This is a genomic window from Paenibacillus pseudetheri, from assembly GCF_924513355.1.
GTDB lineage: Bacteria > Bacillota > Bacilli > Paenibacillales > Paenibacillaceae > Paenibacillus_AQ > Paenibacillus_AQ pseudetheri.
Genome location: NZ_CAKMAB010000010.1, coordinates 128,347 through 155,229, shown reverse-complemented (window position 1 = coordinate 155,229; position 26,883 = coordinate 128,347). Strand labels below are relative to the sequence as shown.

Annotated in this window: 22 protein-coding genes and 1 pseudogene; 10 read left to right on the top strand and 13 right to left on the bottom strand. The window is 43.8% G+C overall.

Going from position 1 to position 26,883, the window contains the following annotated elements; translation table 11 throughout:
- Positions 1–345: 345 nt before the first annotated feature.
- Positions 346–2,022: a hypothetical protein gene (locus L1028_RS12070; protein ID WP_234534053.1), complete on the bottom strand. Its 1,677-nt coding sequence runs from the start codon at positions 2,020–2,022 to the stop codon at positions 346–348.
- 236 nt (positions 2,023–2,258) lie between these two features.
- Here L1028_RS12070 and kduI point away from each other — a divergent pair, with 236 nt between their 5' ends.
- The 3 genes from kduI to kduD all read left to right on the top strand — a co-directional run bounded on the left by kduI (position 2,259) and on the right by kduD (position 4,780).
- Positions 2,259–3,092, top strand: a complete 834-nt coding sequence (kduI, locus tag L1028_RS12065; protein ID WP_076286208.1) for a 5-dehydro-4-deoxy-D-glucuronate isomerase — start codon at positions 2,259–2,261, stop codon at positions 3,090–3,092.
- 132 nt (positions 3,093–3,224) lie between these two features.
- Complete coding sequence (locus L1028_RS12060) at positions 3,225–3,980, top strand: DeoR/GlpR family DNA-binding transcription regulator (RefSeq protein ID WP_234534051.1); 756 nt, start codon at positions 3,225–3,227, stop codon at positions 3,978–3,980.
- A gap of 41 nt (positions 3,981–4,021) precedes the next feature.
- Positions 4,022–4,780, top strand: coding sequence for a 2-dehydro-3-deoxy-D-gluconate 5-dehydrogenase KduD (gene kduD / locus L1028_RS12055; protein ID WP_234534049.1), 759 nt, complete (start codon positions 4,022–4,024; stop codon positions 4,778–4,780).
- A gap of 46 nt (positions 4,781–4,826) precedes the next feature.
- Here the strand turns inward: kduD and L1028_RS12050 are convergent, their stop codons facing one another.
- A complete protein-coding gene (locus L1028_RS12050; RefSeq protein WP_234534047.1) occupies positions 4,827–5,159 on the bottom strand; it encodes a DUF5301 domain-containing protein in 333 nt (110 codons plus the stop codon).
- A gap of 104 nt (positions 5,160–5,263) precedes the next feature.
- The gene (locus L1028_RS12045; RefSeq protein ID WP_234534045.1) at positions 5,264–5,788 is read right to left on the bottom strand and encodes a hypothetical protein; all 525 of its coding nucleotides are present in this window, start codon (positions 5,786–5,788) and stop codon (positions 5,264–5,266) included.
- 141 nt (positions 5,789–5,929) lie between these two features.
- Between L1028_RS12045 and L1028_RS12040 the strand changes: the two genes are divergently transcribed.
- Complete coding sequence (locus L1028_RS12040) at positions 5,930–6,580, top strand: NUDIX hydrolase (protein WP_234534043.1); 651 nt, start codon at positions 5,930–5,932, stop codon at positions 6,578–6,580.
- Positions 6,577–7,122, top strand: a complete 546-nt coding sequence (locus L1028_RS12035; RefSeq protein ID WP_234534041.1) for a GNAT family N-acetyltransferase — start codon at positions 6,577–6,579, stop codon at positions 7,120–7,122. The genes L1028_RS12040 and L1028_RS12035 overlap by 4 nt, the downstream gene beginning before the upstream one ends.
- A 3-nt stretch (positions 7,123–7,125) precedes the next feature.
- Here L1028_RS12035 and L1028_RS12030 read toward each other — a convergent pair.
- A pseudogene (locus tag L1028_RS12030) lies at positions 7,126–7,611 on the bottom strand (beta-galactosidase trimerization domain-containing protein); the annotation flags it as partial.
- A 43-nt stretch (positions 7,612–7,654) separates the two neighbouring features.
- Between L1028_RS12030 and L1028_RS12025 the strand changes: the two are divergent.
- Positions 7,655–7,909, top strand: coding sequence for a helix-turn-helix domain-containing protein (locus L1028_RS12025; protein ID WP_234534038.1), 255 nt, complete (start codon positions 7,655–7,657; stop codon positions 7,907–7,909).
- A gap of 140 nt (positions 7,910–8,049) precedes the next feature.
- Here the strand turns inward: L1028_RS12025 and L1028_RS12020 are convergent, their stop codons facing one another.
- The 8 genes from L1028_RS12020 to L1028_RS11985 all read right to left on the bottom strand — a co-directional run bounded on the left by L1028_RS12020 (position 8,050) and on the right by L1028_RS11985 (position 22,355).
- On the bottom strand, positions 8,050–8,601 hold the full coding sequence (locus L1028_RS12020; RefSeq protein WP_234534037.1) for an NADAR family protein: 552 nt from the start codon (positions 8,599–8,601) through the stop codon (positions 8,050–8,052).
- The gene (locus L1028_RS12015) at positions 8,598–9,491 is read right to left on the bottom strand and encodes an NUDIX hydrolase (protein ID WP_234534035.1); all 894 of its coding nucleotides are present in this window, start codon (positions 9,489–9,491) and stop codon (positions 8,598–8,600) included. The genes L1028_RS12020 and L1028_RS12015 overlap by 4 nt, the downstream gene beginning before the upstream one ends.
- A 27-nt stretch (positions 9,492–9,518) precedes the next feature.
- A complete protein-coding gene (locus L1028_RS12010) occupies positions 9,519–10,529 on the bottom strand; it encodes an AAA family ATPase (RefSeq protein WP_234534034.1) in 1,011 nt (336 codons plus the stop codon).
- A complete protein-coding gene (gene pnuC, locus L1028_RS12005) occupies positions 10,526–11,209 on the bottom strand; it encodes a nicotinamide riboside transporter PnuC (RefSeq protein ID WP_234534032.1) in 684 nt (227 codons plus the stop codon). The genes L1028_RS12010 and pnuC overlap by 4 nt, the downstream gene beginning before the upstream one ends.
- Before the next feature lie 389 nt (positions 11,210–11,598).
- A complete protein-coding gene (locus L1028_RS12000) occupies positions 11,599–13,014 on the bottom strand; it encodes an alpha-L-fucosidase (protein ID WP_234534030.1) in 1,416 nt (471 codons plus the stop codon).
- A gap of 87 nt (positions 13,015–13,101) precedes the next feature.
- Positions 13,102–18,789, bottom strand: coding sequence for a glycoside hydrolase domain-containing protein (locus L1028_RS11995; protein WP_234534027.1), 5,688 nt, complete (start codon positions 18,787–18,789; stop codon positions 13,102–13,104).
- A 282-nt stretch (positions 18,790–19,071) separates the two neighbouring features.
- Positions 19,072–20,787: a sensor histidine kinase gene (locus tag L1028_RS11990; protein WP_234534025.1), complete on the bottom strand. Its 1,716-nt coding sequence runs from the start codon at positions 20,785–20,787 to the stop codon at positions 19,072–19,074.
- Entirely contained in the window at positions 20,784–22,355 is a 1,572-nt protein-coding gene (locus L1028_RS11985) for a response regulator transcription factor (RefSeq protein WP_234534024.1), read from the bottom strand. The genes L1028_RS11990 and L1028_RS11985 overlap by 4 nt, the downstream gene beginning before the upstream one ends.
- Positions 22,356–22,601: 246 nt before the next feature.
- On the opposite strand from L1028_RS11985, the gene L1028_RS11980 reads away from it, so the two are divergent.
- The 3 genes from L1028_RS11980 (at position 22,602) to L1028_RS11970 (ending at position 25,710) form a co-directional block, all read left to right on the top strand.
- On the top strand, positions 22,602–23,921 hold the full coding sequence (locus tag L1028_RS11980; RefSeq protein WP_234534022.1) for an ABC transporter substrate-binding protein: 1,320 nt from the start codon (positions 22,602–22,604) through the stop codon (positions 23,919–23,921).
- A 68-nt stretch (positions 23,922–23,989) separates the two neighbouring features.
- A complete protein-coding gene (locus tag L1028_RS11975) occupies positions 23,990–24,877 on the top strand; it encodes a carbohydrate ABC transporter permease (RefSeq protein ID WP_234534019.1) in 888 nt (295 codons plus the stop codon).
- A gap of 2 nt (positions 24,878–24,879) precedes the next feature.
- Positions 24,880–25,710, top strand: a complete 831-nt coding sequence (locus L1028_RS11970; protein ID WP_060623171.1) for a carbohydrate ABC transporter permease — start codon at positions 24,880–24,882, stop codon at positions 25,708–25,710.
- 221 nt (positions 25,711–25,931) lie between these two features.
- On the opposite strand, the gene L1028_RS11965 is transcribed toward L1028_RS11970, so the two are convergent.
- The gene (locus tag L1028_RS11965) at positions 25,932–26,435 is read right to left on the bottom strand and encodes a DinB family protein (protein ID WP_234534017.1); all 504 of its coding nucleotides are present in this window, start codon (positions 26,433–26,435) and stop codon (positions 25,932–25,934) included.
- Between the two features lie 122 nt (positions 26,436–26,557).
- Here L1028_RS11965 and L1028_RS31275 point away from each other — a divergent pair, with 122 nt between their 5' ends.
- Positions 26,558–26,686 carry a hypothetical protein gene (locus L1028_RS31275; protein WP_279306856.1) on the top strand — a complete coding sequence of 43 codons (129 nt, stop codon included), beginning with the start codon at positions 26,558–26,560 and terminating at the stop codon, positions 26,684–26,686.
- Positions 26,687–26,883 lie beyond the last annotated feature (197 nt).

Genomic DNA, 26,883 nt, shown 5'->3' with positions numbered 1-26,883 from the left:
CGCATTCATTCATATGTCTCACTTAGATATTAACCTTTATTGTGATAAATGTCTCTCATAAAATTAGAGATTAATGTAATTAATTTCAAATAAGATTACGAAAGCCTTGCCCTTAAAGGAAAGCTGGTTTTTATTAGGAGTAAATTTCCAAATGAAGCTATAGCATAGTATGCGCACTAATTAGATTCTATTGCTGTAAATGCATTAGAATATCATCGGACTTGGTACACGGGACTCTAATGGGAAATCGAATCATAACTGTTCATATCGCATTTTCACATAAAAAAAAGCCGACCCTAAGGTCGACTCCATCCAAACTTTACTCACAACTATGTTGAGTTCTTATTAAACCGTATAGTTCTCCAAAGAGATCTTCATACCATTCAGCAAAGCTCGCGGTTGCTCTGACTCGATCTTCATACTCAAATGCAATCTATCGCCATTACTGGTCGTATAATGAGCCGCCAATCCGTCTTCCATCTCAAACTTAGGTTCATTATGGGCCATAGCTATTACGAATGCATCCAGTCCGATGATGCCACGCTCAGCAGACTCCTTAACACCGATCGCCTCAACGATCACCCCACCCGGCATCCCTTCAACGGTTACCTCAATGTATCCCGGACGTTCCTGTAGTTGGTACGATCGAGATAAATAAATTGCGAAATAGACTTCCCCAACCTGACCGAACAAGGCGTTCGGGTCTTGCATCCACTCCCCATGTGGAAGAACACCGATGATCGTATTCTTTTCCCCCTGAGGAATAGGAAATAAAGAAATAACTACATTCTTGTGATAGAGGACCTCCATATAACGACTCTGATGGCGAGGATCTCCCTCATTGTAGCCTTGACCTGGATGGAAGAAATATAGCTGGTTGGACCCTCCTTCTCCATTCACAGGCAGGGAGAAAGCCCAACGGAGCTGTTCATTATCAAATTCCTCTACTCGCTCCCACATCCCGCCTGCTGCAAAATCCTCTGTAATATAGGCATAGGAATGAAGCAATGGTTGAGCGTTCGGATCTGCTGGGACTACCTTCTGTGTAATCTTGGTGGTTTCCACTGGCGTCTGGCGATTCATTGCAGCTGTTAGAGCCTCATCTGGAGCTTTATAGAATAGTAGTCCAGCGTATTCCGTGCGTGGCATTGCCTCTGAGAGCTTGAAGTCCCCGAACTGAACATAGTCATGAAGCACATTAGCATCCCCTGGTACATCATGTGGCCAACCTCTAGAATGTGCACCCACCCAAGCTCCGCGTAAATAAAACTCTGCTCTTACCTTCCAAAGATGATCAAGCATGTCCTTAAGAGTCGTTATTAAATCCGTATCCTCTGCTGGGACAAGCTCCAAAGCGCAGGTAAACGCTTGTATCCAATGCCAGAACCACGGGAGACTGCCGTATTCTGGCATACCCTTAGAGCGGATGTATGACAACGTATCCTTCAAACTTTGCCGACCATCCTCAACGAGCACATCATCTGCGAACATAGTGCCAAAAATCAGCTTTGCTGCCGTATATTTCGCTTCATGATGTCCAAAAGTGATTACCGGCTTACGGAAGAAATCACTCCGATAAATATGTCCAAATGCTGTATTCAGTACAATGCGAAGTTGAGCGTTTAATGATCCACCATATTTTTTGCAAAAATAGACCATCAGACTGCCCATAATTTCCACAGGCAACTCATGCGGCAATGCTTCTCGTGGAATCGGATTCAATCCAAGCGGCCAGTGCCCGTAAAGCTCTGTGCCAGGTTGACGATTCTGTAGCATTAATGTCTCCAGCAGCACATCCTGTGCCTTCTGCTTTGCTTCTTCCCGGTCAAAAGGCAACGACAAAGAATCATCTACTGCGGCTGCAAAAAGATATGAGGCATAATAAAAGTTATTTCGCACATCATCGTGGAACCAGAGTCCACTCTCAAGCAGAGGCCGTCTCTGCGCTTCCAGCGCTATACTTATAATGATTTCTTGTTGACGGTCCTGATAAGTACTCTGAATACCATTCGACTCCAGCATTCAAGTTCAACCTCCCACATCTCAATTCTCAATAATATGACAACAATCCTATGAATGAGAACTATGCATTTTAGCTCTATTGTGCACACTTTTCGTTCATTTTGCAATTATAAAAACCCGTCAACAAACTAAAATGAACATTATAAATAAAAATAAAACTTGTAAAATGAACACAAATGGAGTAAATTGTACCTATACGAACGAAAAATATGCTTATTAAGGAGATTGAATATTCCATGGAAAGACGTTTCGCATCCCATCCTAATGAAGTTAAGCAGTTTGACACTGAGCGCCTCCGTAAGGAATTCCATATTCCTGTCATTTTTGCACCAGATGAGCTGAAGCTTGTACTTACCCATGAGGATCGCATGATCGTTGGCGGTGCTAATCCTGTTAAGGAAGAAGTTGCACTAACAACTGACCTTAAAGAACTTGGTGTTACTTACTTCTTGGAGCGCCGTGAGCTGGGAATCATCAATGTTGGCGGTAAAGGTTCGGTTATTGTCGATGGTACAGAATATGAAGTAGATTTCAAAGAATGTCTGTATGTCGGTCAAGGTTCTAAAGATGTTATCTTTAAAAGTGCAGACGCTTCCAAGCCCGCTAAATTCTATTTGAATTCTGCGCCTGCTCACCAGTCCTATCCAACTACCAAAACCACTCTGGCCGAATCCGAATCTGGTGCGATGGGCGGTTTGGAGAACTCCAACGAGCGTACCATTCACCGGTTCATTCATACAAATGGCGTACAAAGCGCTCAGCTAGTTATGGGTATGACTCAACTGAAGCCAGGTAGCATGTGGAATACGATGCCAGCACATACACATCCACGCCGGATGGAAGCTTATTTCTATTTCGATCTACCGGACGATTCCGTTGTGTTCCACTTGATGGGAGAGCCTAATGAAACTCGCCATATTGTAATGCAAAATGAGCAGGCTGTAATATCTCCAAGCTGGTCCATCCACAGTGGTGTTGGCACTCATAACTATACTTTTATCTGGAGTATGGCTGGCGATAATAAAAGATATGATGATATGGACCCCGTATCCATGAAAGAACTACAATAGAGACAAGCTAAAACGCCTTCGGCGTCCTTTTAAGGACGATAAGCGTTTGTGCGAGAATTATAAGGAAGAGTCTAGCGTGAAATTTATACTTTCTTATAATTTTAATCAATTACGGAAAGCTGAGGCAAGCGGATGAACCCGATACGACGACACGAGATGATTATGGAAGTTATGCTGAACCAAAAAGATGTAACGGTGAATGAACTGAGCGATAAGCTGCAGGTTACCGGAAAAACAATTCGCGAGGATTTAAGCAAGCTGGAGGAGCAAGGACTAATTGTTCGTGTTCATGGCGGAGCTGTGCTGGCACAAAGTGACCAGTTTGGTATTTTGCCCTCCAAGGATCCACTGGATAAGTATTCCGACGAGAAAACAGAGATCGCCTTGCGTGCGCTCGCTCATATTGAACAGGACAATATTATTGCTCTTGACGGTGGAAGCACCACGCTTGAAATCGCTCGCCGCCTGGATAATATGCCTCTAACGGTAGTCACCAATGATGTATACATCATCAGCGAACTGGTTCCCAAAGATCATATTCGTCTGGTCGTTCCCGGGGGTTACCGTGTCCGCAATATGTTGGCCGGCCCTGAAGCCGTCTCCTATGTGCAACAACTTAATATTCAAAAAGCATTTCTGTCCTCGACAGCTGTTCATATTGAACATGGACTTTCTATTTATACAGGAGATTTAATTGAGTTTAAGCAAGCCCTTGTGTCTACAGCCCGTAAAGTGTTCGCGGTTGTGGATCATCATAAATTCGGCCAAACTGCGCTGCGTACATTCGCATCATTGCAGGAAGTAGACATTATCTTGACGGATAAAGGACTCTCCTCCGAAACGGCAGAACAGTTCCGCAGTGCGGGCGTTGCCATTGAATGTGAGTAATAACGGAATCAAATCATTTAAATCAAAGGGGCGTAATTTATATGTCATCATCATTATTCAGCTTGGCAGGTAAAACAGCACTCGTAACCGGTGCAGCTCAAGGTCTTGGACAAGGGATTGCTCTTGCCTTCGCAGAAGCAGGTGCAGATATCGCATCCGTATCTCTTAATACAAGCGAAGAAACTGTAAACGCTGCAAAAGCTTTTGGCGTAAAAGCGGTTAGCATTGAATCTGATTTAAGTGATCATAGCAACCTGCAAAACACATTCGACCAAGCCCTTGAACTGACTGGTCATGTTGACATTCTCGTAAACTGTGCAGGGATGATCCGCCGTACTCCGGCAAAAGACCATAGCGAAAAAGACTGGTTCGATGTAATTAACCTGAACTTGAACACAGTGTTCCTTCTGTCTCAGATCGCTGGCCGCCACTTCCTGGAAAGAGGATCCGGCAAAATCATTAACATCGCCTCCATGCTCTCCTATCAAGGCGGAATCAATGTCCCTGGCTACACCGCGAGTAAGCACGGGGTTGCAGGTCTTACTAAAGCTTTTGCTAATGAATGGGCAGGTTCCGGTCTGAACATCAATGCGATTGCACCAGGCTACATGGCCACTGAAAACACAGCTCCGATCCGTGCCGACCAAAGTCGTTCGGACGCTATCTTAGATCGTATTCCAGCTGCACGTTGGGGAACGCCAGAAGATCTTAAGGGGCCTGCTGTATTCTTGGCTTCCGCAGCTTCCGACTATCTGAATGGTCATATTCTTAATGTTGACGGCGGATGGTTGGCTAGATAAACATTATAAAGATACTAACCCGCTGCTTGGTGGCAGCGGGTTATTTTTACTTAAACAAGCTTGTAATGGATTCCCCATCAAACTTACTTGTAATCTTAAAATTTCCAGAGTGATACTTATTCTTACTAGCAAGATCCGTGATATACAAGAAATTAGTATCAGTGAGGTTCAATCCAAAGCGCAAACCTTTATTTACAAATAGACTTATCCAATAGGTCTCCGTAGGTTTTTCAGAAGCATTACTTCTTCTTAATTTCACATCAGAGAACTCATGTATTATCTTTTCAATTACTTTCGGATCATCAACTTTTATTTGTTCATCATTTGACGATTTAAGAATCTCGATAGATGTGATTTCTGTTGCATCGATTTTATCCATTACAAGATTTCCAAATGAATTATAACTATGATATAGCGTGACGCTCCAAAGGATTGTAATGATTACTAAAGGAATTAGGATGATTACGTAACGTTTTTTCATGATTATAAGCCCTCTATCTCCACAAATTCTCCCGGATGTGCCCGAATATACTGGCCAATCAACCTGTGGCTATCTTCGGCTATGTTCTTAAATCGTTCAAATAAACCACTCATCTCTCTCAACAACTCAGGGTCACGATCGAGATCCGTGATGGCAGCATCAACCCACTGTACTCCAAGTCTATTGTTTCTTTCCTCAAGAAATGCCTTTGTTTCCTGAAGCAAAAGTATCATTGGACCATCGCCAAAAAACCGTATCCCTCCCATCACTCCTGTCCAATACCCCGGCAGGTCTTGCATGTAGGAAATCCAAGCATAATACTCCCCTTCGGAATTACGGCTGTGATCATACATCACTCTGAACATACAAAGTGCCTTCTGTCCATCGGTGAGCTTTGAAATCACTTCGGATTTGATCGATGGTGATTTTGCGCGAATCTGTTGAAAGGTAGGCTCCATACAGGCCCATCCTAGTCTTTCGTCACTTAAAGTGTCCAAGTCTTTCTGCTTCATGGCTACTAAATTCATTTAACTCCCCCTTTGATTAACATCCAAAAATATACATATCTTTCTTACTGATGTCAATAAGAACCTCTCTAACAGTAGGGTAATTCGAACGTTTTTATGATAGGCTTTATTAAGAAGAAATCATCACAAAGGAGCTTTTCTATGCATAATGAGATACTTACCATTTTTGATGAAGCAGGCAACCGAACAGGTACGGCTCCACGTGAAGAGGTACATCGGTTAGGACATTGGCATGAGACATTCCACTGCTGGTTCATAAGCAAAGATCAGGAAGTACCCTATATCTATTTACAGCTTCGCAGTGAACAGAAACAAGATTATACGGGTCTATTGGACATCACAGCCGCCGGACATTTGCTAGCAAACGAAACTGTAGAAGATGGAATACGCGAGGTTCAAGAAGAACTGGGACTGGATTTGTCCTTTAAAGACCTGATCCCGCTAGGGACAATTCCTTATAGTATGAAAAAAGAAAACCTTATCGATAATGAACGAGCGCATGTCTTTGTTTATAACAATCCCAATCGTCTAGAAGATTTTAAGTTACAAAAAGAAGAGGTCGCCGGCATTGTTAAAGCTAAGTTTTCTGATTTCCGCAGATTTTGGCAGGGAAAAATACATAGACTACAAGTCAACGGTTTTCAAATCGATCCACACGGACATAGAATTACCATTGAGCAGGATGTAAACAAGAACCATTTTGTACCCCACGATATGGGTTATTATACTTCTATTATTGAGGGCATCGAGTCAATATTTCTAATATCACCAGTAGTAACGGAGGATAAATGATTATTGATCAACGAACATTTACCGTGAAAGGCATCCAATACACCATTAGATCTGCAATCACTACGGATGCTATGGCATTGTCCAAATTAAGAGTACAAATCGATAGCGAGACCGAGAATCTAGACAGAGAACCAGGTGAGGCGTTCATTGACGAAAAAGGGTTTCAGCAGCTTATCCAATCTGATTCAGAGAAACCAAGAAACTTATTTCTAGTCGCGGTAGTGAAGGATGAAATCGTTGGGTTCTCCAGATGCGAAGGCCCTACTTTAACAAGATTCTCTCATAAAGTAGAGTTCGGAGTATGTGTGCTGCAAGAATATTGGGGTTATGGAATGGGAAAGAATCTTTTGGCAGAATCTATTGCTTGGGCCGACGCTAACGGTATCCAAAAAATCACGTTAAATGTCCTCGAAACGAACGACAAAGCTGTTACCCTTTATCAGAAGCTTGGCTTTGAGATCGAGGGAATATTAAAGAATGATAAGACCCTTTCGGACGGTAATTTCTATAACACTATTGTGATGGGACGATTTATGGATTAATAAGAAAAAGGCATCTTTTACACGGGTAGCAAGATGATACGCATTTCCTTCACCGAAACGATTTACCGTAAGCGCTGGACGGCCAGCATAGAAATCGCTGCGATAAGTGCCTAATGCTTCCGCACCTTCCAAGTGGATCAGCTCAGCAATTTCATGCGCATCATAATCTCCACTAAGATTAAGTGCATTACTCGCCTGCCTTACAACACCATTCAAATCACGGCTATGCAGCCCTTCGGTCTCTTCTGCCCAAATGCCGAGCGTTCTACGAAGTGGTCCAGGGAATCCGCCTAAATGACATAAATCCGTTTCGTTAACGACACCAGACCAATAGGTTGCCAGGAAAGTCCCTCCTTATCCCAATCGAAAATAATCGCTGTTTTTACTGGAGTTGATGTACCTACTACTTCTGTCATTCCCGCCAGTGTCTTCCTTCCCTACCTCTGTAACGTCTTTAAACACACGAGTCTCGGAGTGGCCACTATGGTCAAATTATACTGAGCCACTCCTTATCTCCAACCTAGCAGCTGCTGTGGGGTATTCCGTCCAGCATTTCCAGCGTCTATTCGTACAGGAATATGCCGTATCTCCACATAAATATCTACAGAATCTGCGACTAGAACGTGCGATACAGTTAATGACAGAGAATGCTGATATTCTCGTTCAGGATATTGCAATTCAATTGGGAATGGATACGAATTATTTTATCCGAATCTTCCGAAATACTTATGGCTGTACACCTGGGATGATGAAGCTTCGGCTTTTAGAGGGTGAACAAAAAAGATAACGAAATCCAAAGGGATATCGTTATCTTTTTATTTAAATATGGGATTATATCTTATTGCTTCACACTTAGAATCAATTATCTCTCTTGCATCCAGAAGAAGGTCCCCCCCCTTCTTTCATCAATAACAATTCCGGTAGAAGTTAATCCCGCAGCAATTCGTCCCTCACTTCGGTCAGCACGAATCCAAGTAGGTTCTTACCCCGCCATTTTACGGGATTCTCCGCATCCGGATTGGACTGGCTCATGCCTATTCCCCAAATGCGATCCTGTGGGCTAGCTTCGACGAGAATACGGTTTTTCGTTGACTTGAGGTATTCGCCAAGCTTCGGATTCTGCGAAAATTTGGCTATATTTCCTCTTTTGACAATGTTATAGCATTCTTTATCCCAAGTGTCATTTTCGAAGTTTCTTACAGCACGCCCGTAGGCTTTCATCTCCTTGGGATGCTTAGCTTTAAGGATCGCGTCCAACATTTCGTCATCTCCAAACAGTCTGGCTTTCTCGGACATCATAAACTGCTCGACACAGGAATACTCGATCCCCTCTACCACGAAAGGACTCATCCACCATTGGCTGAAGCAGCTTTTGTCGACGCCGTCGTGCTTTGGCGGTGTATGGCCCCAGAAGAACACAAACTTGAACGTTTTGCCCGCGATATAAGCTTTTCTTAACTGCTCGATATTGTAAATCATTGATATTCCTCCATATTTCTCCGATATAAGCGGGAAGGACGGTGTCCCGCATTTTCAGTATAATGATCGGTCTCCGCTACGAGATCCGCTACTTTACGCCGGAATGCGGCTTTCAGCAGCTCTTTGTCCAAGATCACCTCGTAAACCTGCTGCAGATCCGTCAAAGTGAAGAGATCAGGCATCAAGTTTAGCGCAATATCGGTGTAATTCACTTTTCCCCGTAGTCTCTCAATAGCGCAAGCGATAATCTTCGCATGATCAAAAGCCAATCCTTCATTTGATACGATGGAGTATGTGGTTGACGTAGAGGCCGACTTTGACGTCATTGTCCGACCCACAACTGCCGTAAACTCTTCTTCATCGCTGCTTAGCTTGAGCTCGTATTCCTTCGTTTTCACATACCCATCCTCAATAATCTCTTTCTGCTCGCGCAGAAGCCGATAGGTTACCTTGAACCAGGCAGCTAGGGCAGCGTCATCTCCTGCTTTCAGCTGTACCTGATCACTGTTGATTAAGGCCATGTAGCTGCAGCTCATCACCCAGGTACGAGGGTCCCTTCCAACATCGCTGAAGGTGTACAACTGCTCCATATAAACGTCATCCACACCGGTTTCCTCACGCAGCTCCCTCACCGCCGCCTGCTCCGTCGTCTCGTCCGGCCGGACGAATCCACCTGGAAGTGCCCAATTGCCCAGGAACGGGTGACCTCCCCGCTGAATGAGCAGAATTCGCAGCTCTTTTTCCGGAAGCTTGCGGTAGCTGTCCGCCTCTGTGTTCGTAACGGTGAAAATGACCATGTCCGCCGCCACCGAAGGCCGCTCGAAATCCCCGGCACGGTACTGCTCGAAAAATTGACGTTCCGTAAGTCCATCGCGATCCAACATATTCATGTATCCTCGCCTCCTTTGTTCTTAATTCTAGCCATTCAACTCTCCGAAATAGTTCCGGTAGGGTTCGAACTTTGCCAAGATCTCACTTACTTTGTGCATTCGTTCCTCTAGGTTTCCCCGCAACGTGATATAGGGAATCCGCCGCTCTTTCAAATCCGCAATGATTTGCTTATGAAAAATATGCCGCTTCTGATCCCCGCTACGGTCCCATGTATTCTCGTAAGGAATATCATCGTCACACAGGAAAAATAGATCATAGCGCTGCGCGTTTTCTAATGCGATCCGGGTTAAGCACTCAGGAGCACGGCCGTGGTAATCCAAGGCAAACATATATGTGGTAATTGCATTGGTATCGACAAAGAGATATCGGTTAGCTTTCAGCAGCGCCTGCTCCTCGCGTCCGATATGGCCCAAAGCGATCTCATCGAACGCTTCTAGGCTGATTCTACGATCTACTTGATGCTCGGTCCAGTAATCACGCCCATATTCACTCGCAAAGGTTGTGCGATACCGCCGCGCCAGCGCTTCAGTGATTGTAGATTTGCCAGTCGACATCGCTCCCACAAAAACCACTTTCGTGATTAAATCCCTATACACGACATCACTAACAAATTCGCGGTATTTATAAGGGTCGGCACGTACCATCGTGGCCGAAATTGGCACCCGCTCACGGGCTTCATCCACCTGCCGGTCCGCCGCGCCTAATGCGACACTCATATGCTCACCGTAAAACTCACTAGAGTAAAAATGCGTCACTTGCTCGCCCTTCAGCAGTCCCAGAATATACTGCTCCTCTCGAATCTCATGCTCCCGATCGTTCGAATACCCGTCTGGACCATCCCAAGCTTCGATTACCCGAACCGTCGGATAGAGCTTACGGATCCAGTTCGCCCGAATATGAAGCGGAATCGAGGTCACCGTCGTTTCGTAGATTACCACAATCAATTCGTCGACCTCTTGCAACGCCGTCTCGATCATGAATTGATGTCCTTTATGCAAAGGAGCAAACTTCCCCAGCGTTAATCCAAGCGTCTTCATGCCGACACCTCCTTAGCCCCTTTATTCCAATTGTAATAGCCGTATGCCGCGTTAACCAGATACGCACTCCACATGACGATCATCAGCACCCCTTCGCCACTGCCTTCCAGCATCCGAATCACCCACAACAGCACCGTAAACATATTCAAAACAATATAGACCAGCCATTGTTCCTTAAATCTACTGACCATTAAAAAGGTAGCCACGATGGATAATACCGTCGTAATAGCATCGATATAAGGCGAGTTCTGCCCTGGGATGAACGATAGCCCGATTCCCAGTAGCAGGCAGCCTATTACGCAGACCGCTACGACAAGGAACAGCCACTTAAGATTCATCTGTCGCATGGATAGATTGCCGTCTTGGCGGTTGTTTTTCCACATATAGAAGCCAACGACATTCATAGGAACAAAGAATAACAAATTCAGCATGACCTCTCCAAACAAACCGTTGATGTAAGCCAAGTACGCGTAACCGACGGTATTGTACATTCCGAAAACATAACTCATCAGGTTTCCTTTCGCCGCGAGCACCACACACAGCACCCCGGTGATAAAGACCGTAAAACCGAATAAGGAATCTTTAGAAATAAACGTAAACGCAACAGCAATAGAGGTAAACAAAACTAGCCAGACGATTTCAAACAGATTCCAGCCACCCCATGTTTTATCCACTTTCATCCCCTCGCTTTCATTAAATGCCCTAACCTTCACCTTCAGTTATCTGTTAGTAACATTTTGATATTAACATTTTGTTAATATCAAATATAGCAAAAAGGCGAGAGAGATGCAATAAAAAGGTGAAAATAATTACCAACTTAAGTCTGGCCCAGTCCATGGTCGGTATCCTCTTCCTTAGCATAAGCCTATTTCGAGAATCGGCAATCGGTACATATTCATGACAATGATTTCTGACAAGAATATACGCTGACAAAGGAAAAAACCCGCGATTTACGCGGGTAGGCGTTCGAACATGTACTTGTCATCCTACTTCTTCTTCTCTGCTAATGCGCTCGTATTATTGCCACAGACCCCACCGTATAATAGCTTAAGGCTAAGAATCTTATCGTTCACTTTGCCTCCTCGCCCTTCTGCATGCGGAAAACATGGGCGATCGGAGCCTGCCCGTTCAATTCGCCATCCGGGAGCGTGATCGAGATTCCTTCCGGCGTATGCTCAACCTTCAGCAAAGCGTCGCTTCCGACAAGCTCGATGGCTGAAACAGGCTCCTGATAAGGAATATGAACTATCTTGTCTACGGCTTTATCTGCGCTTTCATACAAGTACGTACAGTATACGGTACTTCCTTTCGAGGTGAACGCGCAGGACCCGGAAAAATACGGTTCGCACACGCGTGTGCCGTATACCGCTTCACCGTAAATCTTCATCCATGCCCCCAACTCATAGATACTCTTAACCGCCCCAGCCGGCAATCGTCCGTCGGGCTGAGGACCTATGTTAAGCGCCAAATTGCCGCCTTTGGATACGACTTCCATCAGAATGCGAACGAGCTCTCTCCCCGATTTATACTGGTCATCGTATTTGAAAGCCCATTGTGTGCCGATCGTAATGCAGCTTTCCCACGGTACGTTCAGCGGACGCTCCGGAATCGTTTGCTCCGGCGTCACGTAATTTTCGTAAGGCCCTCCGACTGTACGATCCGCGGATAGCAGCCACGGCTGCGTTTGACGGGCGCGCTCGACAACCTCGCCCAACCGAATGTCCTGCTTTACCTGGTCACTATCTTTAACCCAACCCGCATCCAGCCACAAAATATCGATCCGGCCGTAACGGCTCATCAGCTCCATGATTTGCTCATGGGTGAAATCGACGAATTGCTCCCACAGCCACGGGTATTCCCCGGGGGAGTACGAGGGCCCTCTCCACGTATTGCTGCCCCTTTCCATTCCTGGCGCCCAATAATACGGCGATTGCCAATCCGCCTTCGAGAAATATGCGGCGATCGCAAGCCCCTTGCTGCGGAAAGCGTCAAACACATGCTTGCAGACGTCGGCATAGCGATGTGCATGAAATGGCGTTTCAGAACCAGTAATTCGGTAATTCGTCGTATGTGTGTCCCACATGCAATATCCGTCGTGATGCTTTGTCGTAAAAATCAAATATTTAAACCCGCCTTCTGCAGCGATTTCCGCCCATAGCTCCGGCTGGAAGCGGATAGGATTGAACGTGCGGTTGAGTCCGAAATATTCGCGCTTCAGCTCTTCGTAGTCGCTCGTCCATTCGACATCTTTACGCGCCCAATCACCGTCTTCGTCGCTGAGAATCCAGGACTCGACCTCGATCTGCGAATAAGGTCCCCAATGCATCATTAGGGCCAATTTCTGATCCTTGAACCATTCCAACCTTTCCAGCGTAATTGGATTTTCCGGCTTCACCCAATTCGTCTCACTGCTGTAACCGTGGACGCCTTCAATTAGTTCCGGTGCATCTGCTTGCTGAAGCTCCTTGATTTCCATATCGTTCATCGGGTTGCCTCCTTCGGTTCTCCTCGTCACATCAGAGTATAATTATTACTTGTAACCCCCCAATATAGAAATTGGGGGGTTACCCGGCTACTGTATAACTCTATTGAGCAAAACTGCTGCTTCAGCACGGGAAGTGATCCCGCCCGGAACGAATTTGTTTGCTTCCCGGCCGTTAATTAAATGAAGTGCCGCCGCCGCTCTTACTGACTCAAGCGCCCAGGCCGCCACAGCGGATTCGTCGGTAAAGGAAGAAGCCGTTTTTCCGTTCAACTTGACGTCTTTCAAGATAACATATGCCCGCATCATCATAGTGACCATTTCTTCGCGTTTGATTTTAGCATCGGGATTGAATGACGTTGTGCTAATTCCTTTAACAACGCCTGCTTTGACCGCCATAGAAACAGCTCTCTCGTACCAGGCACCCTTCGATACATCCGTAAATTTTGATTCGCCCACTGATGTCAGGTTCAACGCTTTAACAAGCATCGCCGTAAATTCGGCCCGTGTTATAGAACGCTCTGGCTCGAACATTGCCGCACTAGTGCCTTCAATAAATTGCTTCGCCGCTAGCTGTTCGATCGCATCGGCCGCCCAGTGAGTAGACTTAACATCTGTAAATAATTTCTTGAATTCGAGCATTGCATATTTACTGAGATGGTGAATATCGGCCACCCATTCTCCGTTAATAAACGTACCTCGCACATATTCCAGCGTGCCGTTGTCAGCCAAATAGTAAATGCCAGTCAGTTTCGGATTTAAGGAAGGATCCGTTTTGAATCGAATCGTCATCGGTTTATCGAAGCTGTTCAAGCTTGTCACTTTACCATCTTTTCCGACAATCGATAAGCTAAAATTGATCACATTGCCGGAAATTTTAATTATTGCATGCGTGGAAGACTGCCTTATTGCTAGAAGGTTATCAGCATCGGATTCAGATAAGTGAGTCATGATTAACTCTATCGTACTGTTTCGTTTATCTTCTGCGGACAATTTATCCGTCAACTGTTTAAGTAATTCAGCGGGTACTTCCAACGTAAATGGACCCGTTTGAATGACTAATTGATGATGTCCGAGCAGTTCGGCTGCATTGGCAGGAAATACAATTTTCTCTTTATCCTTGGCTGCGATCGTCACGACTCCATTGGAGGCTGTAGAAATAAGATCTTCCGTTGTCACTACAAGTATATGAGCATCGGTATTTCCATTGACTGTACCACCTGTAGATGGAATACTACTGTTCCCACCACTCGTCGGTGGGTTACTGTTCTCGCCATCTGTCACCTTCTGCTTAAACGTAACATTGATCGTATGGTCGGCGGTTATGTTAGTAACTGTATACACGCTTCCGGTCACCGTCACAGCGGTACCGTCTAACAACACTTTATCGATTTCATATCCATTGTTCGGATTGAAGGCAAAGGTTTGATCTTCACCCTCATTAACTACAACGGCGCCGTTCGGACTGATCGTTCCGTTGTCCCCCGCGCTCGCCGTAATCGTATTACTGTTCTCACCACCTGTCTCCTTTTGCTTAAACGTAACATTGATCGTATGATCGGCAGTTATGTTAGCAACCGTATACACGTTTTCGGTCACCGTCACAGCGGTACCGTCTAACAACACCTTGTCGACTTCGTATCCATTGTTCGGATGGAATGTAAAGGTTTGATCTTCGCCCTCATTAACTACAACGGCGCCGTTCGGACTGATCGTTCCGTTGTCCCCCGCGCTTGCTGTGATCGTGTTACGGTTCTCGCCATCTGTCACCCTTTGCTTAAACGTAACATTAATCGTATGGTCGGCGGTTATGTTTGCAACTGTATACACGCTTCCGGTCACCGACACAGCGGTACCGTCTAACAACACTTTATCGATTTCATATCCATTGTTCGGATTGAAGGTAAAGGTTTGATCATCACCCTTATTGACTACAACGGCGCCGTTCGGACTGATCGTTCCGTTGTCCCCCGCGCTCGCAGTGATCGTGTTACGGTTCTCGCCAATTTCTCCGTTCTCCGCGAGATTATAGAGCTCAAGCTCATACATAGCGTACATGCCCCATGTCGTATAGTTCGCATCATTGATCTGTATTCTCAGCTTTAGTGCATCTCGTACTTCAGGAATATTAGCAAAGGTGTGCTCCATAACTCCGTCATCTTTGCTGCTTTTCCATTGGATGGGTACCCCCTGTGCTATGGTTTCAAAGTTTATTCCGTCTGTAGAAGCCTGAACATCGATATTGGAAATACCCTGGATTAATCCAGATGTTGTAGCCATGACGATGGTGTTAAAGGTTTGCGGTTGTTCCCAAGTAAGATTAATCTCATGCGGAAACGGATGTTCGGTATTGTAGCCTCGCGAACTCGCAAACATGGTATAAATAATACCGTCAACCATTTTCTTGGCACTATAGTCCTCGCCTTCACGTTCTGCCGTTGCTGTAATCTCAGAATAGCTTCTGGCAATATTGGTGCCTAGCCCATCCTCATTTCCTTTGAGAAAGTTCAATGTGTAGAGCTTTGTAGTTGTCCCGTCGCTTGCAGTGGACCTGATATGAATTACGCTTTTTCCGAATGGAATGTCAAAAGTCTGTGCTGTGTTATTGGCGACATTCTTTCCGTTGACCTGCAAGGTACCCGCTTCATCCGACAGCGTTGGCGTAATCGTGATGGTATTTACATCATTAGGAATCATAACTGGGTAGGTCGTCTTGCTATTGTCAAACGTAAAAGAAGGAACTTTAGGGATTGTTATATTACTTAGCGATCCGTCTGCTGTAGGGTTAATCTCTCCGTTATCTGGAAGGTTATAAAGCTCAAGTTCATATAAAGCGTATATGCCCCAATACGTATGGTTAGCATCGTTGACCCGCAACCTTAGCTTCAGCGCGTCATTAACTGTAGGGATATTCGCATATGTGTATTCCATCTTGTTGTCGTCTGTGCTGCTAAACCATTGAATCGGAACCCTCTTTGCAATGGTGGTCCAATTCGTTCCATCTGAAGTAGCCTCAACATCTATATCCGTTATCCCCTGTAATAACCCTGATGGCGTGGCCAAGACAATTGTATTAAAGGTCATCTGTTGATTCCAAGTAAGATTGATCTCATGTGGGAACGGTACGATGCTCGTATACCCGCTAATACTAGCAAACATGGAACCGTAACTACCGTCAACCATATTTGAAACACCATAGCCGCTACTATCTGCCCTGGCAGCTGTTGCTGTAATAGCTGAATAACTTCTCGCAATATTAGTGGTCGGTTGATTTACATTCCCTCTGAGAAAGTTCAACGTATAGAGTCTCGTGGTTTCCCCATCACTTGCGGTAGAACGAATGAGGATCTTACTTTTGCCTGTAGGGATGTTGAATGTAAGCCTCTGACCGCTGCCATAACGTTGCCCATTGATATCTAGGGTGCCGTTTGCATCCGCAAGCGTTGGCGTAATCGTGATCACGTCTACATCGCTCGGAATAATGGCCTGGTAATTAATATTGTTTTTATTAAAAAGAACCGAAGGCACGTTAGTCAGTTCCAAACTTTGCAGTGTTCCATCATAGATCTTCTGTCCTTCATACATGCTTACTCGAAAGCCGTCAACGAATAGGTTTTTGTTCTCCAGGTTCACTACCTTGATCGTATGCTTGCCTGCTGACAGATTATGATTGCTGTATACCGATATCGAATCGAGTTGAACTTTCTCATATAGGTCTATAATCACCGGAGCGGAATCGTCGATGGATACAGCAATTTTACCGGAACCTTCATTTTTCTCTGCAATAAGATCGATACCTGATCCTGTAAAGGTATAGGTCAATTCATCATCCGCCTTTAACGTGCCTTGAACACCGCCCATATAAGCGTATTTCCGGCTTTTTGCAAACCATTCACCGCCAAAGATGATCTCCCCAGTCGCGTTATCGGTCATGTAGGTCATGGGTACATCCTGCCCATCGTAGGGACTGCTTGGCACAGGAATATCACCCACAGTTTCTCCGGCTGCTGCTTTAACCAGATAATTATGAAGCTTGCTGATATATTCAGGGTCAAGGGTATATTTTCTCGGATCAGACGGGTTAACAGCGCTGTCGGCTATACGTTTAGCAAGTCCTGGATTGGTTTGCTTGAGTTGGTGCATCAGTTCGTACTCCTCAAGTCCGTCTCTTTGGGCCTCGTAACGAAGTGAGCTCTTAACCGTCATATGTTCCTTATCCGGATATACGATCGTAGAATCGCCATAATGTGGGACGTACCATACGTTCCATCCCCAATGCAAGTGTCCTTGCACACCTTCTTGACTAAGATTCCAGAATAACAGTCTGCCCGTCAATATGGGCTGCGTCCAGAATCTGTTCAACCACGGAGCCGGATTGGCATCGCAAGTATACACCCACAAGTCTTTGCCTGCCGCCTGCTCCGCTTTATAGAGATTTTTCTTGTCCTGGAAAACCGGTGTTAACGGGACCCACACATCCACATAGGGTTTGATGGTTTCGTTCATCAGAGTACCGGCCGCATCAGCATCCAAAGTCTTGAAATCCGGAACGATTTCTTTTATTTTTCTAGCAATATACGTCATATAGTTTGTAATGCTAGCACCATTCGGTTCGTCCTTAGTATGCTGATACCAAGTGAAACCGTTAAGCCAGCCTTTTTCCTCTAAATGATCGTGCAATGCTGTCAAGTAGTTCGTAAGATAAGCGTCTGTAACAGGTAGTGAATCGAATTCAGGTACTGACGTTTTCCACGGATCTTGTGGATTATTATTGTTTGGTCTCTCACTCTGCGGCATTTGTTCTAACGCATGGATCAAGTGAATGTTCGCAAAATGAGTAATTCCTCTATCCATAAAGGTTTGAACATATCGATCGAACAAAGACCAGTCGATATTCTCCGGTATCCCGTCTTTAAAAGACACCATTTTGGTACCCTTTTTGTTTAATAATAAGTCTGTACGAACCCAAATCATGTTCTGGCGATAATCGGTCATGGTCTTGGCGAAATTATCCATAAGCTCAAACCACTCATCGCTGTACGTCTCCACTCCATAATAGTTCTCGCCAACGTCATAACTAGACTGCGTTAAAGGATCATCTACAATCTCAGGTGGATTACCTCCAATCATAAAACCATTCGTCATTGACCATTGATAATTAACGAAATTAGCCTCAGAGGTTGGAGGGATTGCAGCGTTAGCAACTTCGACGTTAATTGGTACTTGATAATCGCCCAAAGTCGATTTCACCGTAACCATACCGTAATAGAGGCCAGGAACAGCATCGGCAGGGACATAATTCGTTATTAAGATGGGCTGAGTTGAATTTGCCGCCACATTTATAGAGGTATCGTTCGAAAGCGGATCGGGAATCTCCGATAAGGGGTAGATTTGCGTGCCTACCAAATCCGGTCGATATTGATTGGGCTGCACGGTATCCTCAAGCACGTATTCTTCAAAATGATAGCTTAAGTTGCTGTTTGAGATCGTATTTCCAGGAGATACAAGATCGGAAAATTCAATTCCTGTAATCTTAAAATCGCTTGTGCCTCTTACAGCAATTTGCTCACTTTCGTATTCGTTTTTGGCTGAAACAAGATCAATGCTGTTGTCAGGATTTGCAGGGATCGTACTGGTCCTATATACGGACTTCAATGCATTAACCACCCACACATCCAGGTTGCTACTGTCAGCATGGACACTAGGCGCATTGACCTGGAAAAATGTACTTAATAGAATCATGAAACAGATCATTGTATACATTGCTCGTTTGAACATAGATCAACCATCCTTTCATATTCATTTAATGTTAGAGCCCAATTAAAGCGCTCACATTATGCATTATAATCTCAATTGAAACCCTGCTAAATAAGAGTATTTTTTGAAATCTAACAGATTTCGATTGTAAATAAGAAGAAACGACGTTGTCGTCTTCTAAAGACGATAAGCGTTTCTTCGAAAAATATAAGGATAAAGTATAACGTGAAGCTTATACTTACTTATATTTCAAGCATAAACGCCTTTGGCGTCCTAATCAGGATGCCAAAGGCGTTTATGCGATCATGAATCTTCTTCTCTGATATGACGATACTGCGGTATGCGTACGATAACGGAAGTGCCAATCCCAGGCTGACTATGAATATTGATCCCGTACTCAGATCCAAATAAGAGCTGTAATCTTTCTTGCACATTTTTAATCCCATAGCCGGAACTTTCATGTTCAAGAATACGCGCGATCATATACGGTTCCATACCGACGCCATTATCCTCCACGACAAAAACAATATCCTCACCCTCGAGACTTGCCCGCAGGATGAGTTTACCTCGCCCCTCCCGCTTCAGATCGATGCCATGCATAATCGCATTTTCAACAATCGGCTGTAAAATAAGATGAATCATTTCAAATTGAAATACCTTGTCGTCGGCATCGAATTTTACGTCAAATTTTGAATTGTGCATAGCTAATTGAATATATATGTATGCTTGAACGTTAGTCCATTCATCTTGAATCGCAATAATCTGCTTCCCTTTATTTAAAGTCGTTCTGTAATAACTAGAAAGGTTATTTACCAAGTCACTAATTTCTTGAGCATCGATTCGCAGCGCTTTGGAATTAATTAAAGATAAAGAATTATATAGAAAGTGGGGATTGATCTGAGCTTGCAGTGCTTTGAGTTCGGCTGACTTTTGCGTGACTTTTGTTTGATATACTTCCGAAATGAGTTGATTAATTTGTTTAAGCATAGAACCGAAACGATCGGTAAGCTGCCCGATTTCATCTTTGGAATTCGTGGATACAACAACCGTAAGATCACCATCTTCCACCATCTTCATTTTGGTGTTTAATTTCTCGATTCCTCTTAACAGCGTCTCTGAGAACAAGAAGATAATGATACTGAGGAAAACCATACAGAGGAGTACAATGATGCCCGTTGCGCTTAAAATATTGCGAATGCCTGTATTGTATTGATTATCGGAAACCAAATAATGTAGTATCCAATCGGTTTGAGGAATTTCTTTGTTTATAACTAAGTAGGATTCGCCACCTAATCTTGCTTTTGAAGTACCACGCCTTGAAAGTGATTGAAGCCCGACATCATCTATCTGCTGGGCATGCTCTGTTAACACGGGCCGATTCTGTTGATCGGTAATAATGATGCTCTTCCCTTCATTCATCTTGCCAATGAAATCACCGAAGATTTTATTGTAATCAAACCTGACGTAAAGTTCAGCACTCACGATTTGAAGATCGATATTGCGAATCACTCGTGTGGCAAACAATTCTCCCTCTTCAAACCACCACTTGGTTGTCTCGCTACCCTTTGTCGCTAGATACCAATCCTTATCCTTAACTGCTGAAGAAGGAGTAATGAAGTTCCCTAATTCAGATTGCCGATTCTCAGAATACAACATTATCTCATTCATATCCCCAACCATATACATCAAATTAAAAAAAATAGGTTCAATTTTATCATTCAATGTCTTAAATTGAGTGTACAAATCCTGATCCGGGTTACTCATCAAATCAATAAGCGCAGGATGGAAAACAATCGATTTCATTGACACCTCCTGCCTCTGAAGACGGTAACTGATCTCTAGTGCAAGCTTCTTTGCCTCATTGTCTGCGCTTTGCTGAATCTGTCTATTCAATGAAGATTTGGAACTTTGGTAGGCATACAAGCCCAGTACAATCGTTGGTAGGAAGATGACAATCACATAAGAAAGCAATAATTTCTGACGCAGGCGGATATTACGAATAAATCTGAGCAGAGTCATCTCCTTCCGCCACCCTCTCGATATTGAATAGGAGTCAAGCCGTTATATTGCTTAAACATTAAATTAAAATAGGAAGTATTCGCGAATCCAACGGTACTGGCAATATCAACAACTTTAATCGTTGAATCTCGCAGCAGCTCCTTCGCTCGCTCCATACGAACAGCTGTAATATATTTAACTAGGCTTTGGCCTGTACTTTTTTTAAACAGGAAACTTAAATAACTTGACGATAAAAAGACGCGATTCGCTAAGTAGTCAACCCCAATATCATTTCCGTACTCCATCTGGATGAGTATCTGTACATCTTCAATTACTTTGCGGCTTTGATCATCTGTATTCGTTTTAATTTGCAGTAAATGCTCCTGAAAAATAGATAAAATGACTTGCCTTAACTCAGCAATTGAATTGCAAAGTGCGATTCGCTCCAAACCTTCCTTTAGTAAACTGCTGCTTTTTTTGCCTTGAAGCTCTACTACTTTTTTCAATATTTCTGTAAATAAAAGTTTGGCATACATAGAACTAAAGCGCTTACTACTTCGCATACCCGCAATGAGATACTCTATCTGATGCTCGAGTGTACGATATTCATTTCGTGCAATGGAAGTATAAATCTCCTTAAGCATAAGCTCTAACGATTCGTCGTCTACATGGTCATGAATGCTTTCGGCATCTTTGGAACAAACGACACTTCTATCCATAAAAAACCGAAAATTCATTAACTCTTCCATTTGGGTGAACTCGTCATGAAGCCCCTCTAGCTTATCTACCGGACTACCGACAATAACTAAACATCGCCGGTCGAAGCGAGTCTCCAGCCATTCTTTAACCTTTTCTCCATAAGTCATAAGCTCTTGCCCGTTATCACTGTTCTTTGAAGCGGGATCTATAACGACGAGCATAATACATTGGTACTCATTCATATTTAATAGCAGTATCTCATGTTTACTAGTCGATTGAAGAAATTCAAACGCTTCTGTATGATGTTGATCAAAAAAGTGATTTTGCAATCCAATCATAATCATATACATCCGCTTATTTTCCAGATGATTTAGTCCAGCAAAAGCTGCCCGTTCCTCGTAATGGACGTCACTCTCACGACCTTGAATGAGATCAAATAGGAGCTTTTCTTTCTCATACGCCACTCCTTTATGAAAGCCTTTGATCAGCAACTCGTCCTTCTCTCTCTGAAGTCGTTCGTCATCTAGTATAGCAACTATGGATTGGAATACTTTGAGGAATTCCTTCACATCGATCGGCTTCAACATATAACTAACCGTTCCAAGTTGAATCGCTTTTTGTGCATATTCAAATTCCCCATAAGCACTGTAAATAAGCACCTTAAGGTCCGGAATGACTATCTTTGCCTGCTTGATTAACTCTAGACCGTCCATGAAAGGCATGCGAATATCCGTGAATAACAGATCTACATGATGGCCCCTTATATATTCCAGCGCTACTTCCCCATCGTTGGCCTGAGCAACAGAAAAAGGTAGAGCATGCTTCTGAATAAGCCATTCAATCGCATCGATTTCAGCTTGTTGATCATCGACTACTAGAATATGATACATATTTTCCTCCTATCCGTTCATCCGGCGGTATTTACTCGCTTCCAGAGGATACTCACTACAAACCAAAGCATAGCACACTAGGCATTCCTATTCATACCATGTTACATTAACCACATGATTTGGTTTCTATTGTCAGATGGATTCTGTTAGATTTCGAAAAAATCTGTTATTTCGATGGAAATGGCATTTACATTACAATGATAACTATACCGAAAAACAAATTTTCTAAATTTGGGAGGTCTTTGTATGAAGAGAACGTGGTTAGTTCCCACTACCGCTTTACTCACTTTGTCAATTCTATTTACAGGCTGCAGTTCGAACAGTACAAACAACAGCAGCGCTAAGGAAAGTGCAACACCGAATGATACAAAGACACCGGAAGAATCAAAGGATCCAGAAGCGGTAAAGAAAGTGAAGGTCAGATTATCGTATTGGAACAAAGAAGACAGTGTAAAGGCACTTCTGCAATTATTCAAAGATAAACTTCCCGATATAGATGTGGAGTATCAGTTCATCGATAACAAGACTTACGTAGATGTCATCAAGACACAGCTTGCAGCAGGCGAAGGTCCTGACATTATAGGTGGAGTAATCGACGCAAATACCGTCAAGACAGGGTATTTCGAAGATTTAACAGAACGTTATGCCAGCAAGTATTATGAAACCGGCACGTCCACCGCAACATTTGATAATAAACTGTACGGGTTGCCGCAAGCTAGTTGGTTTAATGGGGTTTACTATAATGTTGATTTATTTGCCAAATATGACCTAAAAATACCAACAACGCTGGATGAGTACTTCCAAGTAGCAGACGTGCTGAAGAAAAATGGAATTAAACCCCAAGCGATCGGTCTAAAAAATCCTAACGTAGCAGGCCAGTCCTTCCTTGGTTTAGCACTCAATGATTTTATCGGCACAACAGAAGGAAAGAAGTGGAACGATGATTTTGGCAAAGGAAACTCAAAAATGGTCGATGCGCTGGAGCCTGCTTTGACGACATGGACCGAATACTTGAAACACGGTGTCTTCACCAAGGATATGCTTGGGCTTGAAGAAGAACAAGCGATTGACGAATTTACAAGCGGTAAGGCAGCGATGTTCCAAGCAGGACCTTGGTATATGGAAACCTTTAAGCAAAAGGCGCCTAACATGAAGATTGATATGTTCCCGAACCTGGGTACAAAAGGCGGCCCGGGTTGGATGGTCGGTGGTCCTGGGGTATCGTTTGGTTTGAATGCGAAGTCCAAAGTTAAGGATGCAGCGTACAAGGTGCTAGACCTGTTATCCACACCAGAAGGTCAGAATGCTTACTGGGTCGATAATAAAGGAGGTTCCTCTTTTTTGAAAGGGGTTACTTTTGAAATGCCAGCAGAGTACAACGGTGCTCAAGAAGCTTTCAAGGCGGGCAATGTCATGTACCCTGTTAATAATTGGGGCGTTGCTGGTCCTGCTTTCTCAGATTTAGGAAAAGGTATTCAAGAAATCATAGCAGGTACTAAAACGCCTCGACAAGTGCTAGAAGCGGTAGACAAGAAAGCAGTTGAACTACTGGAGAAATCTAAATAGGTCGTATAAATTACAAGGGGCAAAGCGCTTTGCTCCTTGTACATCCTATAAGCTAAAGGTTGTTGCGCATGAACAAACCAAACATTTTCAAACGAGAAATCAATTATGTTCTGCTTCTGCTTCCTGCCTTACTTATTTATTGTACCTTTTTCATATTTCCGACGATAAAGACCGCTTTGTACAGCTTTACAAACTGGTCAGATGTACATCCAGTTGTTGTCAAATTTGTTGGTATAGACAATTATATCGCTCTATTTAAAGATTCAATCTATTTGACAGGTATTAAAAATACTTTAATCTATGCAGTACTCGCTATGCTCGGACAGAATTTGCTAGCCATTCCATTAGCGGTCTTTCTCAATAAAAGGTTAAAGACAAAAAATCTGCTGCGGGCTGTTTTCTTCCTTCCTGCGGTGTTCAGCGTATTAGTTATTGGTTTTCTCTGGAATTTTATGTACTCACCCTCCGACTTCGGCTTGATTAATCAACTTGTAGTTGCTCTTGGCTTTGAACGCATCAATTTTCTCGGAGATCCGCATCTTGCGCTCTATTCGGTCATCATCGCCTCCGTATGGCAGTGGGTTGGTTACACAATGGTTATTTATTTGGCCAACTTGCAGAGCATCTCAACAGATTATTATGAAGCGGCGAAGATCGACAGAGCGAGCGGGTTGCAAATGTTCCGCTATATCACGCTTCCTCTACTGCTTCCAGCGATCACTTTCAATACGGTTATGGGGATGATAAACGGCATGAAGGTATTTGATATTGTTTATGCCTTGACAGGCGGCGGCCCGGGGTATTCTACGGAAACAATCGTATCACTCATGATCAAGAAAGGGCTCAGTGAAGGTTTCTATAGTTACGGAGCCGCATTCGGAATCGTCTTTGTTATCCTCGTTGGCTTCATCACCTTTATTCACTTTACACTAATCAAAATGTGGGAGCGGCGGTAATCATGAATCGATATACAAAAGGAACTGCCGTCACGGAAATTCTCTTGCTCGTCTTAGGTGCGATTTTTTTGATCCCTATTTACTATTTGATCATCACGACTTTTAAGACCCCAGCTGATGCGGTCTCTCATCCGATGGGCCTTCCAGTTAACATCACGTTCGTCAACTACGTTCGCGCCTTTAAGGCAATGAACTACATTCATGTGTTGGGAAACAACCTTATCATTACGATTTCCTCGGTTGCGGGTATTGTTATGTTTTCCGCGATGGCTGCTTATAGCTTGGTACGACGCACGAGCCATTTCAATCGGATCGTGTTCCTTTTATTCATGGTTGGGATGATGGTACCGTACCAAATGGGGATCTTGGCACTTTATAAACAGGTAGCCCAGCTTGGGCTTATGAATTCCCACACGGGCGTTATTCTGATAGAAATTTGTTACAACCTCCCGTTCTCTATCTTTTTAATTAAAAGCTTTATCGGCTCTGCCGTTCCATTTGAACTGGAAGAAGCTGCAAGGGTAGACGGCTGTGGGGTTTGGAGAACATTCTTGCAGATTGTGTTCCCGCTGCTTATGCCGGTGATTGCCACTGTAGCGATTTTGAATACACTTGGTGTATGGAATGATTTCATGACGCCGTTGTTGTTCTTGCAATCCCGTTCAAAGGGTGTATTACTCTTAGAAGTGTTCCGCAATATTGGGCAATTCTCGACCGACTGGACGAATTTCTTCCCGATGATGCTCTTAGCGGTTGCACCACTCATTCTGTTCTACATTTTCATGCAAAAATATATCATTAACGGCATCACGTCCGGCTCACTAAAGGGGTAGGAGCTTAAAGGCAACTATTGGCAGTGTAAATTGAGTATTATCATACAATACCGATACGCGGATTCTGCATCGTCCATCATAAACCCATATGACGATTGAAACGCACCATTTGGATTTATGAAATGAGGCACTGTTGTTACCTTATAGTCGAAATGTTCTCCTACCAATCCACAGAGTTGGTGAAACTACTGACGGGAATGGTTAGTATGGTGAATTAAGATTCATTCCCACACCAAATTCCCCTTCCTCATTTTTGCGATGTATATGATTTGCCCCGTGTGACTTGGCAAATGTCTGAACTGATGTAGAAGCATTTCTAGGATGGTGGATCGATTGTTCAAAGAGGCAGAGTCGAACGATGGATAATCCAAATAGGGCTGTTCCAGTAATCGTGCAGGGTTTGCTTTCATCATTTCAAGAACCTCAATGATGCTGTCATAAGATTTTTCCGAAATTTCCAATGCCTGCTCTTTCGTCATCTGTAAACCGCGTTCGAATTCGATGGTCCTATACTCGTTTAATGGAGCACCGAAATATGCGGCATCAAACCAATAACGTGCAGCCCCTGAAATGTGCGCAATCAAATTCGCGATACTGTTGCTCTCTGGCGTTGGTGACCAGACAAGGTCTTCATCGGTTAACTGTTCAATCACCTTTCGGGTCCACTTCTGATCTGCCTTGTATTTAATTAGTAGATGGTCAATCACAATATTTGAACTGTCCAAAATACTCCACCTCCTTATATTTCACTAAATAATAGCAAACAAACGTTCGTGTGTAAAGAGTGTATCGTGACTTCAAGACCCCTTTTCGAGGGGTCATTTTCTTTTTCAGGAGGGTTGTAAGAATGAGGATCATCAAGGTACAGCAGGTCTTTGACATCCTACGCCGCGCTAGAGTACTTCCGGAGGCACTCCTCGACATGTCAGGTGCAATCCCAGGCTTTTTTTCTACGAAAAACTCCAATTACAAATAGATATTATTATTTAGCATATACAATTGATGCCTAATCGATAGGCAGTTTTGCCTTATCATTGGACCCGTAATCCAAAAATATGCAGATGGGTTCTCAGGTTATACGAGCACAGCCATGACTGTGGGTTTTGTGTTCTTAATACAAATCCATTTTTGCATCCATGAGGTTGATATGCCGTTACTCTATCCTAACTTGGA